This window comes from Aquisalimonas sp. APHAB1-3, assembly GCF_048323695.1.
In the GTDB taxonomy this organism is placed as follows: Bacteria; Pseudomonadota; Gammaproteobacteria; order Nitrococcales; family Aquisalimonadaceae; genus Aquisalimonas.
In genome coordinates this window covers 376,995-391,378 of the sequence record NZ_JBLWFT010000001.1, presented here as the reverse complement: position 1 = coordinate 391,378, position 14,384 = coordinate 376,995, and the positions used below count along the sequence as shown (strand labels likewise).

The following is a 14,384-nucleotide window of genomic DNA, read 5'->3' as shown; positions in this document are numbered from 1 at the left end:
CGCAAAGGGCAGCCGATGGACGAACACCCGCGCATCATTGCCCATCGTGGCGTCGCCCGCAGCTATCCCGAGAATACGCTGGCGGCGTTCGAGGCGGCCGTCGCCGCCGGTGCCGACGGCATCGAACTGGATATCCAGCTGACCGCCGACGGCGTGCCCGTAGTCCTCCACGACCCCTCCCTGCAGCGCACCACCGGAGTGGACGGTGACGTGAACAGGCTCACGGCCGCCGCCGTCGACGCTCTGAGCGCCTGCGAACCCGCGCGTTTCGGGGAACGGTTCCGGGGCGAGCCACTCCCGCGCCTGACGCGTGTCGCCGAGCGCCTGTCCGCCGTCCCCGGCCTGTGGGTGTTCATTGAGGTCAAGCCGGAAGTCCTGCGCCACCATTCCGCGCCGGCGACGGTCCAGGCCGTCCTGGCGGCCTCCGAGGCGCTGGGGGATCAGCGGGTGATCATCAGCTTCCGCGACGATGTGCTCCAGGCGACCCGTTCCCAGGCGCGCGCCGCCGTGGGCTGGGTCATCCCCCGTTACGGAACTGCGGCCATTGAACGGGCCCGCGCCCTGACGCCGGAGTTCCTCTTCTGTCATCACAAGCTGCTGCCGGCCGGCATGGCCCGCCTGCCGGACGGCCCCTGGGACTGGGCGATCTACGAGGTGGACGACGCATCCCTGGCCGAGCGCCTGTGCCGACGCGGCGTTGGCTGGCTGGAGAGCATGTGCCCGGGAGAGCTGAGAGCGGCGATGAGCCGCGCGGCCGGCGAGCGCGCGGTCAGCCCGTCTCGGCAGGGGCGTACGCCGGACTGAAGCCATGCCCTTCGTTCAGGCAGTAGCGCAGCCAGCGGTTGAGAAAACGGTTGAGTTCCCAGCGCCATTCGAGACTCTTGCGCTCCGGCTGCCGCCCGCCCCAGAGATCGAAATGGGTCACGTCGGTCTCGGGCAGTACTTCTCCCGCCCGGGCATCGTGGTAGATACGCAGTTGCAGATCGGGTTGCGCCGCGGCGGCGTCGGGCCGGCGGAAGACGTGGGTGAGCGACAGCGAGGTGGTGTAAGGCGTCTGCTCCAGCACGCGCAGATGCAGATCGGCCGTGCCCGAGACCCGGGAAACATAGGCGCCGTCCAGATCCTGCAGCCCGGGCACCAGCCGCCGCACCAGGATGTAGTTGTCCTCGTAGAGTTCCATCAACGTCACGAAGGAACGCGACGGGAGCGTATCCAGAAGGCTGTGCTGGCGGGCATCCGAGAACATTTGCGGAGCATAACACAGGCCCCGACCGCCTGGACCAGCCCCAATCCGCAACGCCCATCCAGTCTCAGGACCGCGTGTTGACATCCTCTCAGTACAGCCGCCGCCGGAGCCTCGCCTCCACGATCATGGTGCTGGCAATCTCCTCGATGGAGATGGTGGTGGAGTTGACGTAGGGAATCGCTTCTCGCCGGAACAGCCCTTCGGCGCGAGCCACTTCCATCTGGCACTGCTGCAGCGATGCGTACTGGCTGTTGGGGCGACGCTCCTGGCGGATCTCCCGGAGCCGTTCGGCGTGGATGCTGAGCCCGTAGAGCTTTTTCCGGTACGGACCGAGGCAGCTCGGCAGCCGCCCCTCCATAAGATCTTCATCCGTCAGCGGATAATTGGCCGCGTAAATGCCATACTGTAGCGCGAGATAGATCGACACCGGGGTCTTGCCGGTCCGGGAGACGCCAACGATAACCACATCGGCGTCCTTGTAGTGGCGGGTACTCACGCCGTCGTCGTTGTTGAGGGCGAAGTTCATGGCGTCGATCCGCACATCGTAGAGGCGGTTGTCACCGCGCCCGTGCGCCTGCCCGATGGCGTGGGACGACGGCACCCCGAGTTCCCGCTCCAGAGGGGCGATGAACGTGTCAAAGAAGTCGAAGAAGGTGGCGTGGCACTGGCGGAGGTGATCACGGACCTCGGACTTCACCACGGTGCTGAACACGATCGGGCTGATCCCGGTCTGAGTGGCCACCTGATTGATCTGTTCCACCGTCTTCTGGGCGCGCTGGACGTCATCGACGAACGGAAGCGTCACCTGATCCAGTTCGATGTCGAACTGGGTCAACAGGCTGTGCCCCAGGGTCTCCGCCGTAATCCCGGTGCGGTCCGAGATGAAAAACACGGTGCGTTTGGTGGTCATATGCGGTTATCCGACTCGGAATTGCGTTACAGGTCGAGGATGGTAGCAGCCCATGCACGCCGCGTCTCGCGGGCGTGGAGGCCGGCCCACAACGGCGTTTCCGCAGCCACGCGGAGCGTCTGAATCCATTTCAGGGGTTACGCTCGCGCGCAGGTTTTCGTAGGATACGCCACGTTTTGCGCGATCCGTGCCGACGGCAACGTCCAGGTGGACGCGCCTCATGTCGCGCTGCGAGCAACAGGGGGAAAGCGCTTTGCAGGATTACGTACTCTGGTTTGAGACACTGGGCATGAATGACGTCGACCGGGTCGGCGGCAAGAATGCCTCGCTCGGCGAAATGATCAGCAACCTGGCGGCAGCCGGAGTGCAGGTCCCTGGCGGATTCGCCACCACCGCCGCGGCCTACTGGGATTTCCTGGACGAAAGCGGCCTGCGTCAGCGCATTGAAGAGGCCCTGGAAGGGCTGGACGTGGACGACGTGGATGCGCTCGCCCGAACCGGCGCCGAGATCCGGCAGATGGTCATCGACACGCCCTTTACCGAGCGGCTTCACAACGAGATCGTCACCGCCTACCAGAAGATCGAGGACGACGCCCCCGGCGGCGCCTCCTTCGCGGTGCGCTCCTCGGCCACGGCGGAAGACCTGCCCGATGCGTCGTTTGCCGGCCAGCAGGAGACGTTCCTCAACGTGCGGGGCCTCGACAACGTGCTGCTGGCCATCAAGCACGTGTTCGCATCCCTCTTCAACGACCGCGCCATCTCCTACCGCGTGCACCAGGGCTTCGAGCACGGCCAGGTGGCACTGTCGGCGGGTATCCAGCGCATGGTGCGCTCCGATGTCGGCGCCGCTGGCGTCATGTTCACCATGGACACCGAATCCGGGTTCCGGGACGTGGTGTTCATCACCTCCTCCTACGGCCTCGGCGAAACCGTGGTGCAGGGCTCCGTGAACCCCGACGAGTTCTACGTCCACAAGCCCACCCTGGAAGCCGGCCGCCCCGCGGTGTTGCGGCGCACGCTGGGCAGCAAGGGCATCAAGATGGTCTACAGCGACGAGCAGGGCCACGGCAAGTCCGTGAAAACCGTCGACGTGGACCAGGCCGACAGCCTGCGGTTCTCGCTCACCGATGCCGAGGTGGAAGACCTGGCCCGGCAGGCGCTGATCATCGAGAAACACTACGGCAGGCCCATGGACATCGAATGGGGCAAGGACGGCAACGACGGCCGCCTCTACATCCTGCAGGCACGCCCGGAGACGGTGAAGAGCCGCGACAGCACCCAGACGCTGCAGCGCTACCACCTCAAGGACAAGGGTGACGTGGTGGCCACCGGGCGCGCCATCGGCCAGCGCATCGGCGCCGGCAAGGCGCGCGTGGTAGGCGGGCTGGATGAAATGAACCGCATCGAGGCCGGTGACGTGCTCGTCACCGACATGACCGACCCGGACTGGGAGCCGATCATGAAGCGCGCCTCGGCCATCGTCACCAACCGGGGTGGTCGCACCTGCCACGCGGCCATCATCGCCCGCGAACTGGGCATCCCCGCCGTGGTGGGCTGCGGCGACGCCACCGAGTTGGTCAAGGACGGAAGTGAAGTCACCGTCTCCTGCGCCGAGGGGGATACCGGCTACATCTACGGCGGCAAGCAGGACTTCGAGGTGCGCGAGATCAGCCTCGAGAACATGCCGGAGCTGCCGTTCAAGATCATGATGAACGTGGGCAACCCCGACCGGGCCTTCGATTTCGCCAACCTGCCCAACGCGGGCGTCGGCCTGGCGCGGCTGGAGTTCATCATCAACCGCATGATCGGCATCCACCCGAAGGCGCTGCTGAACTTCGACGCCCAGCCGGACGACCTGAAGACCATCATCCGCACGCAGACGGCCGGCTACGACGATCCGGTGCAGTTCTACATCGACCGGCTCGCCGAAGGCATCTCCACCCTGAGCGCCGCCTTCTCGCCCAAGCCGGTGATCGTGCGCATGTCGGACTTCAAGTCCAACGAGTACGCCAATCTCATCGGCGGCGCGGACTACGAGCCCGACGAAGAAAACCCCATGCTGGGCTATCGCGGTGCGGCCCGTTACATCTCCGAGAACTTCCAGGACTGCTTCGAACTGGAGGTCAAGGCGCTGAAGAAGGTGCGCAACGAGATGGGCTTGACCAATACCTGGGTCATGATCCCGTTCGTGCGCACGCCGGACGAGGCCCGGCAGGTGGTGGAACTGCTCGAGAAGAACGGCCTCAAACGCGGTCAGGACGGCCTCAAACTGATCATGATGTGCGAGCTGCCGTCCAATGCGCTGCTGGCCGACGAGTTTCTGCAATACTTCGACGGCTTCTCCATCGGCTCCAACGACCTAACCCAGCTCACCCTGGGGCTGGACCGGGATTCCGGCCTGATCGCCCACCTCTTCGACGAGCGCGACGAAGCGGTGAAGGCGCTGCTGCACATGGCCATCCAGGCGTGCCGGAAACAGGGCAAGTACGTGGGCATCTGCGGCCAGGGGCCGTCGGATCATCCGGAACTTGCCCGCTGGCTGATGGACGAAGGGATAGAGAGCGTGTCACTGAACCCCGACACGGTTGTGGAGACATGGCTCTATCTGGCGGGCAAGGAGGTCGGCCAGGGCTGATCCGGCGCGGGCGGGCTGCGCGCCCGCCCCGGCCGGCGGCGAAAAACGGCAATGGGTCGTTTCGTCAGCGGGTTACCGCGGGATAGCCACCGGCAGGGCGGCCGGTTCGGAAAAATCCACCGTTGCTCTTGACCGGAATCTGCCGGACAGTGCAACGGACGCTTCCGCACCGGGAATGGTGCTGACCATGGGCCACGGCGGGCATATCGTGCGTGACTGGCAACCGCCATGATGGCCGGCGGAGCCGCTTCCGGCATACCGCCGTCAGGCCGGGCAGCCAGCGCACCAGGACCTTGAGGAGCGAACCAATGGCTTCGGTCTATCGTACGGAAGACTGCCAGTTTACCGTCGACCGGGACGCGCTGATCCGGCGTCTCGGCGAGGCTCTCCAGGGCGACAACCTGCTGGTCGACGACGAGGCCATGCGCCCGTACGAGTGCGACGGGCTCTCCGGATACCGGCAGATGCCGCAGGTGGTGGCCATCCCCGAGACGGTGGAGGAAGTCCGGCAGGTGCTGCGCACCTGCTCCGAGATGAACGTCCCGGTGGTCGCCCGCGGGTCCGGCACCAGCCTCTCCGCCGGCGCCCTTCCCCATCCTCAGGGCGTACTGCTCAGCCTGGCCCGCTTCAACCAGATCCTGGATATCGATCACGACCGACGCATCGCCACATTGCAGCCCGGCGTGCGCAATCTGGCAATCTCCGAGGCGGCAGCCCCTTACGGCCTCTACTACGCACCGGACCCGTCCTCCCAGATCGCCTGCTCCATCGGCGGCAATGTCGCCGAGAACGCGGGCGGCGTCCACTGCCTGAAGTACGGTCTTACAGTGCACAACGTCCTGGAAGTCACCATGATCACCATGGATGGCGAACAGGTCACCATCGGCTCCGAAGCGCTGGACAGCCCCGGTTTCGATCTGCTGGCGGCCATCACCGGCTCCGAAGGCATGCTCGGTGTCATCGTCGAGATCAAGGTGAAGCTGCTGCCGAATCCGCCCACCAAGGACGTCCTACTGGCGGCGTTCAACGACGTGGAGACGGCAGGCAACGCCGTCGCCGGCATCATTGCCGCCGGCATCATCCCGGGCGGACTGGAAATGATGGACGGCCCGGCGATCCAGGCGGCGGAGGACTTCGTGCACGCCGGTTACCCCACGGAGGCCGCCGCCATCCTGATCTGCGAACTGGACGGCAGCGCGGATGACGTCGAGGCCCAGCGGGAGCACGTCTGCCGGCTGCTGGAGGAGTTCGGCTCCGAGGACATCCGCGTCGCGCAGAATGACGACGAGAAGGCGCGCTTCTGGGCGGGCCGCAAGGCGGCGTTCCCCGCCGTGGGCCGCATTTCCCCGGACTACTACTGCATCGACGGCACCATCCCGCGCCGCCAGCTCGCCTACGTGCTGCAGGAAATGCAGAAGCTGAGCGACGACTACGGCCTGCGGGTGGTGAATGTCTTCCACGCCGGCGACGGCAACCTGCACCCGCTGGTGCTCTATGACGGCAACGTCCCCGGTGAGTTCGAACGTACCGAGGAGCTGGGCGGCAAGATCCTCGAGCTGTGCATTGCGGTGGGGGGTACCGTCACCGGGGAGCACGGGGTGGGCATGGAGAAGATCAACCAGATGTGCGTGCAGTTCCAGACGCCGGACCTCAACCAGTTCCGTGCACTGAAGAACGCATTCGATCCGCAGGGGCTGCTCAACCCGGGCAAGGCGATTCCGACACTGAATCGCTGCGCGGAGTTTGGTGCCATGCACGTCCACCATGGCGAGCTGCCGCACCCCGACATCCCAAGGTTCTGATCACAACAAGGGTTCCGGCTTACATGACAAGCAACGACCACGGCGACACACTCGCCCAACAGGTTGCAGACGCCGCGGACAACGGCACGCCCCTGTGCATTCGTGGCCGGGGCAGCAAGGATTTCCTCGGGCGCACGCCAAAGGGCGACGTTCTGGACCTGTCCGCACACAGCGGCATCATCAACTACGAGCCCACGGAGCTCGTGCTCACCGCACGCGCCGGCACGCCCCTGGCCGAACTGGAAGCGGCGCTGTCGGAAAGCGGGCAGATGATGCCCTTCGAGCCTCCCCATTTCGGCGACGCCTCGACCATCGGCGGCACCATCGCCGCCGGACTCTCCGGTCCGCGCCGACCCTGGGCCGGGTCCGCCCGGGACCTGATTCTCGGCATGCGGCTGATCAACGGCCAGGGCGAAAACATGCGCTTTGGCGGCGAAGTCATCAAGAACGTCGCCGGCTACGACGTATCGCGGCTCGCCACCGGCAGCTACGGCACCCTCGGTGTCGTTCTCGACGTATCCATGAAGGTGCTACCGCTGCCCGAGGCAGAGGTCAGCCTGCGCCTTGACCACACCGAGGTCGACGGATTCAACGCCGTTGAACAGGCGTTCCGCGCCGGTCTCCCCGTCTCCGGGGCCGCCCACGACGGGGAACAGCTGCGCGTGCGACTGTCCGGAACAAAGCTGGCGGTCGATGCCGGGATCAGGCACCTGGGCGGGGAGCAGGATGACGACCCGACCACGTTCTGGCACGCCCTGCGCGACCACCGGCTACCGCTGTTCACCGACGACGGCCCGGCCCTGTGGCGCCTGTCCCTTCCGCCGCTGCCCGACACCCCCGATCTGCCCGGGAAGCGCCTGGCGGATTGGGGCGGTCAGCAGCACTGGCTGCGTACCGACGCCAGCCCGGAGCAAGTATTCGGCGAAGCGGAGCGGCTCGGCGGCCACGCCACGTGCTTCCGGGGCGGTGACCGGGAGGGCGACGTGTTTCAGCCACTGAGCCCGGGCGTCCGGCGCCTGCACGAGCGGGTCAAGACCGCCTTCGACCCCAAGGGCATACTGAATCCGGGCAGGCTCTACGCCGGCATCTGACCACGCGCCTCGACCGCAAGAGACTCGGGATTCCCCATGCAGACCTGGCTTACCGACTCGATCAAGAACACCCCCGAAGGACAGGAAGCGGACCGCATCCTGCGCAAGTGCACCCACTGCGGCTTCTGTCTGGCCACCTGCCCCACCTACCAACTGGTCGGCAACGAACTGGACAGCCCCCGCGGCCGTATCTACCTGATGAAGCAGGTGCTGGAGGGGCAGCCCGCCACCGGCACGACCCAGATGCACCTGGACCGCTGCCTGACCTGTCGCAACTGCGAATCCACCTGCCCGTCGGGCGTGGAGTACGGCAAGCTCGTGGACATCGGCCGAGCGCTGGTGGAAGAACAGGTCCCCCGCTCCGGACACGGGGCGCTGATGCGCTCCGCGCTGCGGACCGTACTGCCCCGCCGCCGGCTGTTCACGGCCCTGCTGCGCACGGGGCAGGTGTTTCGCCCGCTGGTACCGGGCAGCCTGCGGGGCAAGATCCCGCAGCGGCGGCAGGCGCCCCCCTGGCCTGAATCCAGGACCCACGCCCGCAAGGTGCTGATGCTCGAGGGCTGCGTACAGCCGGCGCTGGAACCGACCATCAATCCCACCACCGCGCAATTGCTGGACCGCCTCGGCATCGAGATCATCCGCACCAGCGGGAGCGACTGCTGTGGCGCCATCGATCAGCACCTGGGACACCCGCAGAAGGCGGCGGCACGCGTACGTGCGAACATCGACGCCTGGTGGCCCCATATCGAAGCGGGCGCCGAAGCCATCGTGGTGAACGCCAGCGGGTGCGGCGTGCAGGTCAAGGATTACGGGCACCTGATGCAGGACGACCCCGACTACGCCGAAAAGGCCGCACGCGTCTCCGAGCTGGCGGTGGACCCGGTCGAGCTCCTGCTGCAGGAGGAGGAGCGCCTCGCTCCCGCGAACGGCGCACCACGCAAGATCGCCTTCCAGTCCCCGTGCACGCTCCAGCATGGCCAGAAACTTGGCGGGCGCGTGGAGGCGATGCTGCGGCGGCTCGGCTTTGAACTGACGCCCACTCCCGATGCGCACTTGTGCTGTGGCTCCGCCGGCACCTACTCTGTGCTGCAGCCGGAGATGGCCAAGGAACTGCGCACCAACAAGCTGCGGAACCTGCAGTCCGGCAAGCCGGAGCTGATCGCCACGGCCAACATCGGCTGCCTGACCCATCTGAACGAGACGTCCGAGGTGCCGGTACGGCACTGGCTGGAACTGCTGGATGCCCGCTGAAGGAGTCCGACGCACCATGAGCGAACCGCTACTGCCACTGCTGGTCGAACCGGAAGAGCTTCAGGCAAGGCTGGACGACCCTCGCCTGCTTATCATCGACCTGAGCGATCCCGCCGTCTATGCCCAGCAGCACGTACCCGGCGCCATCCACCTCACCTACGCCTGGCTGGTACGCAAGACCCCGCCGGCGCTCGGCCTGCTGCCGGACGCCGAGGCGTTGTCGGCGGTGTTCTCGGATATCGGCCTGACCCACGACCGCCACGTGGTCGCTTACGACAACGAAGGCAACGGTCGCGCCAGCCGGCTGCTGTGGACCTTGGACGTCTGCGGCCATCCTCACTGGTCACTGCTGAACGGCGGCCACCACGCGTGGTTCAACGAAGGGTTTCCGGGGGAATCGGGCGAGAACAGGCCCACCCCCAGCGACTACCGCGTCTCCCTGCCGCCGGATCCGCCCGCACTGGCGGACAAGGAATGGCTGCTGAAGCACCTGGATGACGACCACGTGACGGTGCTGGACGCCCGCTCGGCGGGGGAGTACGACGGCGTGGACGTACGTGCCGCCCGTGGTGGGCACATCCCCGGCGCGGTCAATCTGGAGTGGACGCAGGCCATGGACCGGGAGCGCAACCTCCGCCTCCTGCCGCCAGAGCGGCTTCAGGCCATGCTGGAGGAGCGCGGCATTCGCCCCGATCAGGAGGTGGTGGCCCACTGTCAGACCCACCACCGCTCGGCGCTCAGCTACGTGATGCTGCGCAGCCTGGGCTACGAGAAGGTGCGCGGGTATGCGGGCTCGTGGTCGGAATGGGGGAATGACCCGGACACGCCGGTGGAGCAGTAGGCGGCCGCCTACTGCTGCTGAGGCACGTTCAGGAACCGCTCGCGGTAGAACCGCAGCTCGCGGATGGACTCCTTGACGTCGTCCATGGCCAGGTGGCTGCCCTCCTTGCGGAACTCCTTCACCAGGTCCGGGCTCCAGCGCTTGGCCAGTTCCTTCAGGGTGCTGACGTCCAGGTGCCGGTAGTGGAAGTAGGCCTCCAGCTCCGGCATGGAGCGGTGCAGAAACCGCCGGTCCTGGCAGATGCTGTTACCGCACATGGGCGAGACGCCGGCCGGAACCCACTGCTCCAGGAACGCAATCGTCTCCCGCTCGGCCGCGGCCTCGTCGTATTCGCTACGGCGCACGCGATCGACGAGCCCGCTGCGTCCGTGCTGCCGCGTGTTCCACTCATCCATGGCCTGCAGGATCTGATCGGCCTGGTGAATGGCGATGACCGGCCCCTCCGCGAGAATGGTGAGCTGACTGTCGGTAACCACCGTGGCAATCTCGATGATGTAGTCCCGATCGGTGTCGAGACCTGTCATTTCCAGGTCGATCCAGATCAGGTTGTCGGGACTCGGCGCCATAACGGGATCCTTAGCATTGCGGTGAGTTGCCGCCGATTCTACCAGAGGCTATGCTCCCGGGCCGCTTTCGTTTTCTGAACCGCCCAGGGAGTATCGGGTACCGGATGGATCAAGCCAGGGTCATTGTCAGCTTCGGCGCCGAGAGCATCATCGAGACCGCCGACGGGCAACTCTACCGCGCCCTCACCCGGCGCCGGACGGGGCGCGCGATCACCGGTGACCGCGTGGACTGGACCGGACAGCCGCCCCACCAGGTGGCGATCGAGCGCATTCACCCACGCCGCAACACACTGGTACGCACCAATTACCGGGGTCAGGAACGCCCCCTGGCGGCGAACCTGGAGCAGCTAGTCGTCGTCTGCGCCTCGGAACCCGCTCCAGATCAGCGCCTTCTGGACCGCTACCTGGTCCTGGCGACAAGCCTGAACGTGACGCCCGTCGTAGTCATCAACAAGAGCGATCGCCTCGGCGATCACGCCATGCCTGCCCTCCAGGCCGCGCTCGCCGGAGCCCATGCCCGCGCATGCACGATCCACACCGTGAGCTGCGTCACCGGCGACGGTCTGGAGACGCTCACCGCGGCCCTCGCCGATCGCACCAGTCTGCTGGTGGGTCAGTCCGGCGTGGGCAAGTCCTCGCTCATCAACGCCCTGGTCCCCGACCGGCAGGCGCGCACCCAGGCCATCTCCGAGGCCAGCGGGCAGGGGCGGCACACGACCACGGAGACGACGCTCTACCCGCTGCCGGGCGGAGGCGACCTGGTGGACTCGCCAGGAGTGCGCATTCTGCGCCTGGCGCACCTGTCGCGGGACGTCATCGAATCGGGATTTCCGGAGATCGTACCCTACGCGGACGCGTGCGAATTCAGGGACTGCGGGCACGACCGGGAGCCCGGCTGTGCCGTGCGCGACGCCGTCGACCAGGGGCGGATCGACGCAAGCCGCGTTGCCAGCCTGCGGGAACTGCTCGCGGAGCGCAACGGCGGTTACTCGTAGCTGCGGCGCCCGGCGAAGGCGTGGCCCAGGGTGCCACTATCCACCGTCTCCAGTTCACCGCCCATGGGCACACCATGGGCAATGCGGCTGCAGCTTGCGCCACTCTCCCGGGCCAGCTCGGCCACGTACTGTGCCGTGGCCTCGCCCTCGACCGTGGGACTTGTCGCCAGAATCACCTCGCGGATTTCACCGGAGCGCAGCCGCTCCTCCAGCCGATCAAGCCCGAGCTCGGCGGGCCCGATGCCATCCAGCGGCGACAGCCGCCCGCCCAGCACGAAATAGCGGCCGTGGTAATCGGTGGCCTGGTCCAGGGCGAACACGTCGGACGGGCTTTCCACCAGACAAAGCACGCCGGCATCACGCCCCTCGCTGCGGCAGATGGAGCATAGCTCCTCCTCCGTGGGAAGGCGGCAGTCGCGGCACTCACCAACGCGCTCCATGGCGGCGCCGAGTACCTCCGCAAGCGCAGCGCCGCCACGTCGGTCCCGCTGCAGCAGATGAAAAGCCATGCGCTGCGCGCTCTTGGGGCCGACCCCCGGCAGACTGCGCAGGCTGGCGATCAGCTGCTCGATCAGTGGTGAGTAGGCCATTCAGAACGGCAGCTTCATTCCCGGCGGCAGGCCCAGACCCTCAGTCATGCCCTGCATGCGCTCCTGGGTCGCATCCTGCACCTTGCGTACGGCGTCGTTGAAGGCAGCCGCCACCAGATCGGCGATCATGTCACGGTCATCGTCGTCCCCGAACAGGCTCGGATCGATCTCGACACGCTTGCACTCGTGCTTGCCATTGATGACCACCGAGACCATGCCGCCACCGGCCTGACCGGTGATCTCCATCTGCGCGATCTCTTCCTGCGCCTTCTGCATGTCGGCCTGCATCTTCTGGGCCTGCTTCATCAGATTGCCCATACCGCCTTTCATGACATCATCCTCGCTGTTGCGTTACCGCCGCGGTCACTCCGCGGGCTGAATTGAATCCGGCAGCACCTCGGCACCGAAGCGCTGCTGCATGTCGGCAATGGTCGGATCCTCCCGGATTGCCTCCTCGGCCGCTTCCTGACGCCGGCGGCGCGCGACTTCCACGCGTTCCGCCGGCGTCTGCTCCAGCGCGTCTTCCTCCGCGTCCGTGCGCTCCATCTGGAAGCGGACGGTGACAGCGCCCCCGAGGTGGCTGCTCAACGCTGATTCGATCCGCTGCTCCACCTGTTTGTTCCGCAGGGAGCGGTGCCGCTGGTCGAGGCAGAGCGTCACCACGCCGTCGGCATACCCGCCCCAGCGGCACTGCATCGCCAGTGCCTGCGCCATGCCGGACAGCGTCAGGTGCGGGACCAGCTCGTGCCAGGGCGGCAGTGCATCAGCACGCACCGGGGCACCGGGCTCTGCAGTCGGTGCGGCTGGGGCGTCGGCAATCGCTGCATTGGCGGCATCCGCGGGGTCGACACCGTGTTCAGCGGCCGGCTCCGGTGCACCCTCGGCGGGTTCCTTGGCCGCGGAAACGGCCGGCGTCGGCCCGGCGCTTTCGGTCGCGCCGCGCTGCTGCCCGGTAGTGCGGCCCGAGGCCGGGCCACTCCCCGCCGCGGGCGGTGCGCTGCCATCATCCGGACGAAACGCCAGCATGCGCAGCAGCACCATCTCGAAACCCATGCGCGGCTCCGGCGCCAGCGGCAGGTCACGGCGCCCGGTGAGCGCGATCTGGTAGAATAGCTGGACATCCTCTGGTGTCAGTGCACCGGAAAGCGCCTGCAGGCGGCCATGGTCGGGATGGTCCGCGTCCACGGACCGGGGCACCGTCTGCAACAGACCGATCAGGTGGAGGTTGGTCAGAATGGCGGCGAGCACGTCCGCGAAATCGGGGCTGCGCTCGGCGAGCTGATCCACCACGCCCATGAGCCCGTCGCCATCCTGACCGGCCAGTGCCTCGATGATGTCGAGCACGCTGTGATCCTCGATGCTCCCCAGCATGCCGCGCACGTCGTCGTCGGTGACCTGTCCACCACCGAACGCCAGGGCCTGATCCGTGAGGCTGAGGGCATCGCGCATGCTGCCGTCCGCTGCCCGCGCGAGCCGGGCAAGCCCCGGCGCCTCCGCGGTGATCCCCTCCTGCTGCAGCACCCGGCCCAGATAATCCGCGATCAGACTCGCCGGCAACCGCTTCAGGTTGAACTGGAGACAGCGCGAGAGAATGGTCACCGGCACCTTTTGCGGGTCGGTGGTGGCCAGCAGGAACTTCACGTGGGGAGGCGGCTCTTCCAGCGTCTTCAGCAGCGCATTGAAGCTGTGGGTGGACAGCATGTGCACTTCGTCCACCAGGTAGATCTTGTAGCGCCCGTGGGTCGGCGCATACTGCACGTTATCCAGCAGCTCGCGGGTGTCTTCCACCCGGGTGCGCGAGGCCGCGTCCACCTCGATCAGATCGACGAAACGGCCCTCGTCGATGGATGTGCACGCACTACAGGTGCCGCAGGGTTCACTGGTGACGCCGGTTTCGCAGTTCAGGCACTTGGCGAGTACCCGGGCGACCGTGGTCTTGCCCACGCCGCGGGTGCCGGTGAAGAGGTAGGCGTGGTGCAGGCGGTCGTTCTCCAGACCGTTGATCAGCGCACGCAGCACGTGCTCCTGACCCGCCATGTCCGCAAAGCTTCTCGGCCTGTACTTGCGCGCCAGTACCTGATAACTCATGCCGGTAGTCGCCAACCCTGTCCCAAGTGGACGGAATTGTAACACCTCCCGACAGCCCCTCGCCCGTCACCGGATGCATTGCACCAGCAGCTGTTCTGGTTTAATCTTCCCGCCCTCGATGGCACGCACCATCGTAGACCGGAGAGGTGTCCGAGCGGTCGAAGGAGCGCGCCTGGAAAGCGCGTGTACGGTCACCCCGTACCGAGGGTTCGAATCCCTCCCTCTCCGCCATTTTCAGTTAGGCAGTGCCGATTCAATGGCGGCGGTGCCGGTCCCCCCGCGGCGATAAGCTGTGAACCCGGTCAGGCCCGGAAGGGAGCAGCCGCAGCAGTGGACTCGGGCGCCGGGGTGTGGCTGGTATTCGCCGCC

The 14,384-nt window shown here is 66.7% G+C and carries 13 protein-coding genes, 1 tRNA gene and 1 other RNA gene; 9 read left to right on the top strand and 6 right to left on the bottom strand.

Going from position 1 to position 14,384, the window contains the following annotated elements; all coding sequences use genetic code 11:
• Positions 1-15: 15 nt before the first annotated feature.
• Positions 16-804, top strand: coding sequence for a glycerophosphodiester phosphodiesterase family protein (locus ACNSTU_RS01790; protein WP_290631597.1), 789 nt, complete (start codon positions 16-18; stop codon positions 802-804).
• On the opposite strand, the gene ACNSTU_RS01785 is transcribed toward ACNSTU_RS01790, so the two are convergent.
• Positions 770-1,180: a DUF1249 domain-containing protein gene (locus ACNSTU_RS01785; RefSeq protein ID WP_418212031.1), complete on the bottom strand. Its 411-nt coding sequence runs from the start codon at positions 1,178-1,180 to the stop codon at positions 770-772. The genes ACNSTU_RS01790 and ACNSTU_RS01785 overlap by 35 nt on opposite strands.
• Before the next feature lie 154 nt (positions 1,181-1,334).
• Positions 1,335-2,156 carry a pyruvate, water dikinase regulatory protein gene (locus ACNSTU_RS01780; protein WP_290631602.1) on the bottom strand — a complete coding sequence of 274 codons (822 nt, stop codon included), beginning with the start codon at positions 2,154-2,156 and terminating at the stop codon, positions 1,335-1,337.
• Between the two features lie 253 nt (positions 2,157-2,409).
• On the opposite strand from ACNSTU_RS01780, the gene ppsA reads away from it, so the two are divergent.
• The 5 genes from ppsA to ACNSTU_RS01755 all read left to right on the top strand — a co-directional run bounded on the left by ppsA (position 2,410) and on the right by ACNSTU_RS01755 (position 9,776).
• The gene (gene ppsA, locus ACNSTU_RS01775; protein ID WP_290631701.1) at positions 2,410-4,791 is read left to right on the top strand and encodes a phosphoenolpyruvate synthase; all 2,382 of its coding nucleotides are present in this window, start codon (positions 2,410-2,412) and stop codon (positions 4,789-4,791) included.
• A gap of 308 nt (positions 4,792-5,099) precedes the next feature.
• Positions 5,100-6,593: an FAD-linked oxidase C-terminal domain-containing protein gene (locus ACNSTU_RS01770; protein ID WP_290631604.1), complete on the top strand. Its 1,494-nt coding sequence runs from the start codon at positions 5,100-5,102 to the stop codon at positions 6,591-6,593.
• Positions 6,594-6,616: 23 nt separating this feature from the next.
• Complete coding sequence (gene glcE / locus ACNSTU_RS01765; protein ID WP_290631606.1) at positions 6,617-7,684, top strand: glycolate oxidase subunit GlcE; 1,068 nt, start codon at positions 6,617-6,619, stop codon at positions 7,682-7,684.
• Between the two features lie 36 nt (positions 7,685-7,720).
• Positions 7,721-8,935 carry a glycolate oxidase subunit GlcF gene (glcF, locus tag ACNSTU_RS01760; protein ID WP_290631609.1) on the top strand — a complete coding sequence of 405 codons (1,215 nt, stop codon included), beginning with the start codon at positions 7,721-7,723 and terminating at the stop codon, positions 8,933-8,935.
• A gap of 16 nt (positions 8,936-8,951) precedes the next feature.
• Positions 8,952-9,776 carry a sulfurtransferase gene (locus ACNSTU_RS01755; protein ID WP_290631611.1) on the top strand — a complete coding sequence of 275 codons (825 nt, stop codon included), beginning with the start codon at positions 8,952-8,954 and terminating at the stop codon, positions 9,774-9,776.
• An 8-nt stretch (positions 9,777-9,784) separates the two neighbouring features.
• Here ACNSTU_RS01755 and orn read toward each other — a convergent pair whose 3' ends face one another.
• The gene (gene orn, locus ACNSTU_RS01750; protein WP_290631613.1) at positions 9,785-10,342 is read right to left on the bottom strand and encodes an oligoribonuclease; all 558 of its coding nucleotides are present in this window, start codon (positions 10,340-10,342) and stop codon (positions 9,785-9,787) included.
• A 104-nt stretch (positions 10,343-10,446) separates the two neighbouring features.
• Here orn and rsgA point away from each other — a divergent pair, with 104 nt between their 5' ends.
• Positions 10,447-11,337, top strand: a complete 891-nt coding sequence (gene rsgA, locus ACNSTU_RS01745; RefSeq protein WP_418212030.1) for a ribosome small subunit-dependent GTPase A — start codon at positions 10,447-10,449, stop codon at positions 11,335-11,337.
• Here the strand turns inward: rsgA and recR are convergent.
• Genes recR through dnaX form a run of 3 tightly spaced genes read right to left on the bottom strand, consistent with a single transcriptional unit; the run spans position 11,328 to position 14,015 of the window.
• The gene (gene recR / locus ACNSTU_RS01740) at positions 11,328-11,927 is read right to left on the bottom strand and encodes a recombination mediator RecR (RefSeq protein ID WP_290631615.1); all 600 of its coding nucleotides are present in this window, start codon (positions 11,925-11,927) and stop codon (positions 11,328-11,330) included. The genes rsgA and recR overlap by 10 nt on opposite strands.
• Positions 11,928-12,257: a YbaB/EbfC family nucleoid-associated protein gene (locus ACNSTU_RS01735; RefSeq protein WP_290631616.1), complete on the bottom strand. Its 330-nt coding sequence runs from the start codon at positions 12,255-12,257 to the stop codon at positions 11,928-11,930. It lies immediately after the preceding gene.
• A gap of 33 nt (positions 12,258-12,290) precedes the next feature.
• Positions 12,291-14,015 carry a DNA polymerase III subunit gamma/tau gene (gene dnaX / locus ACNSTU_RS01730; RefSeq protein WP_290631618.1) on the bottom strand — a complete coding sequence of 575 codons (1,725 nt, stop codon included), beginning with the start codon at positions 14,013-14,015 and terminating at the stop codon, positions 12,291-12,293.
• 140 nt (positions 14,016-14,155) lie between these two features.
• Between dnaX and ACNSTU_RS01725 the strand changes: the two genes are divergently transcribed.
• Together ACNSTU_RS01725 and ffs are read left to right on the top strand one after the other, a co-directional pair.
• Positions 14,156-14,246 (top strand) — tRNA-Ser (locus ACNSTU_RS01725).
• Positions 14,247-14,281: 35 nt separating this feature from the next.
• Positions 14,282-14,378: signal recognition particle sRNA small type (ffs, locus tag ACNSTU_RS01720), an RNA gene on the top strand.
• Positions 14,379-14,384 lie beyond the last annotated feature (6 nt).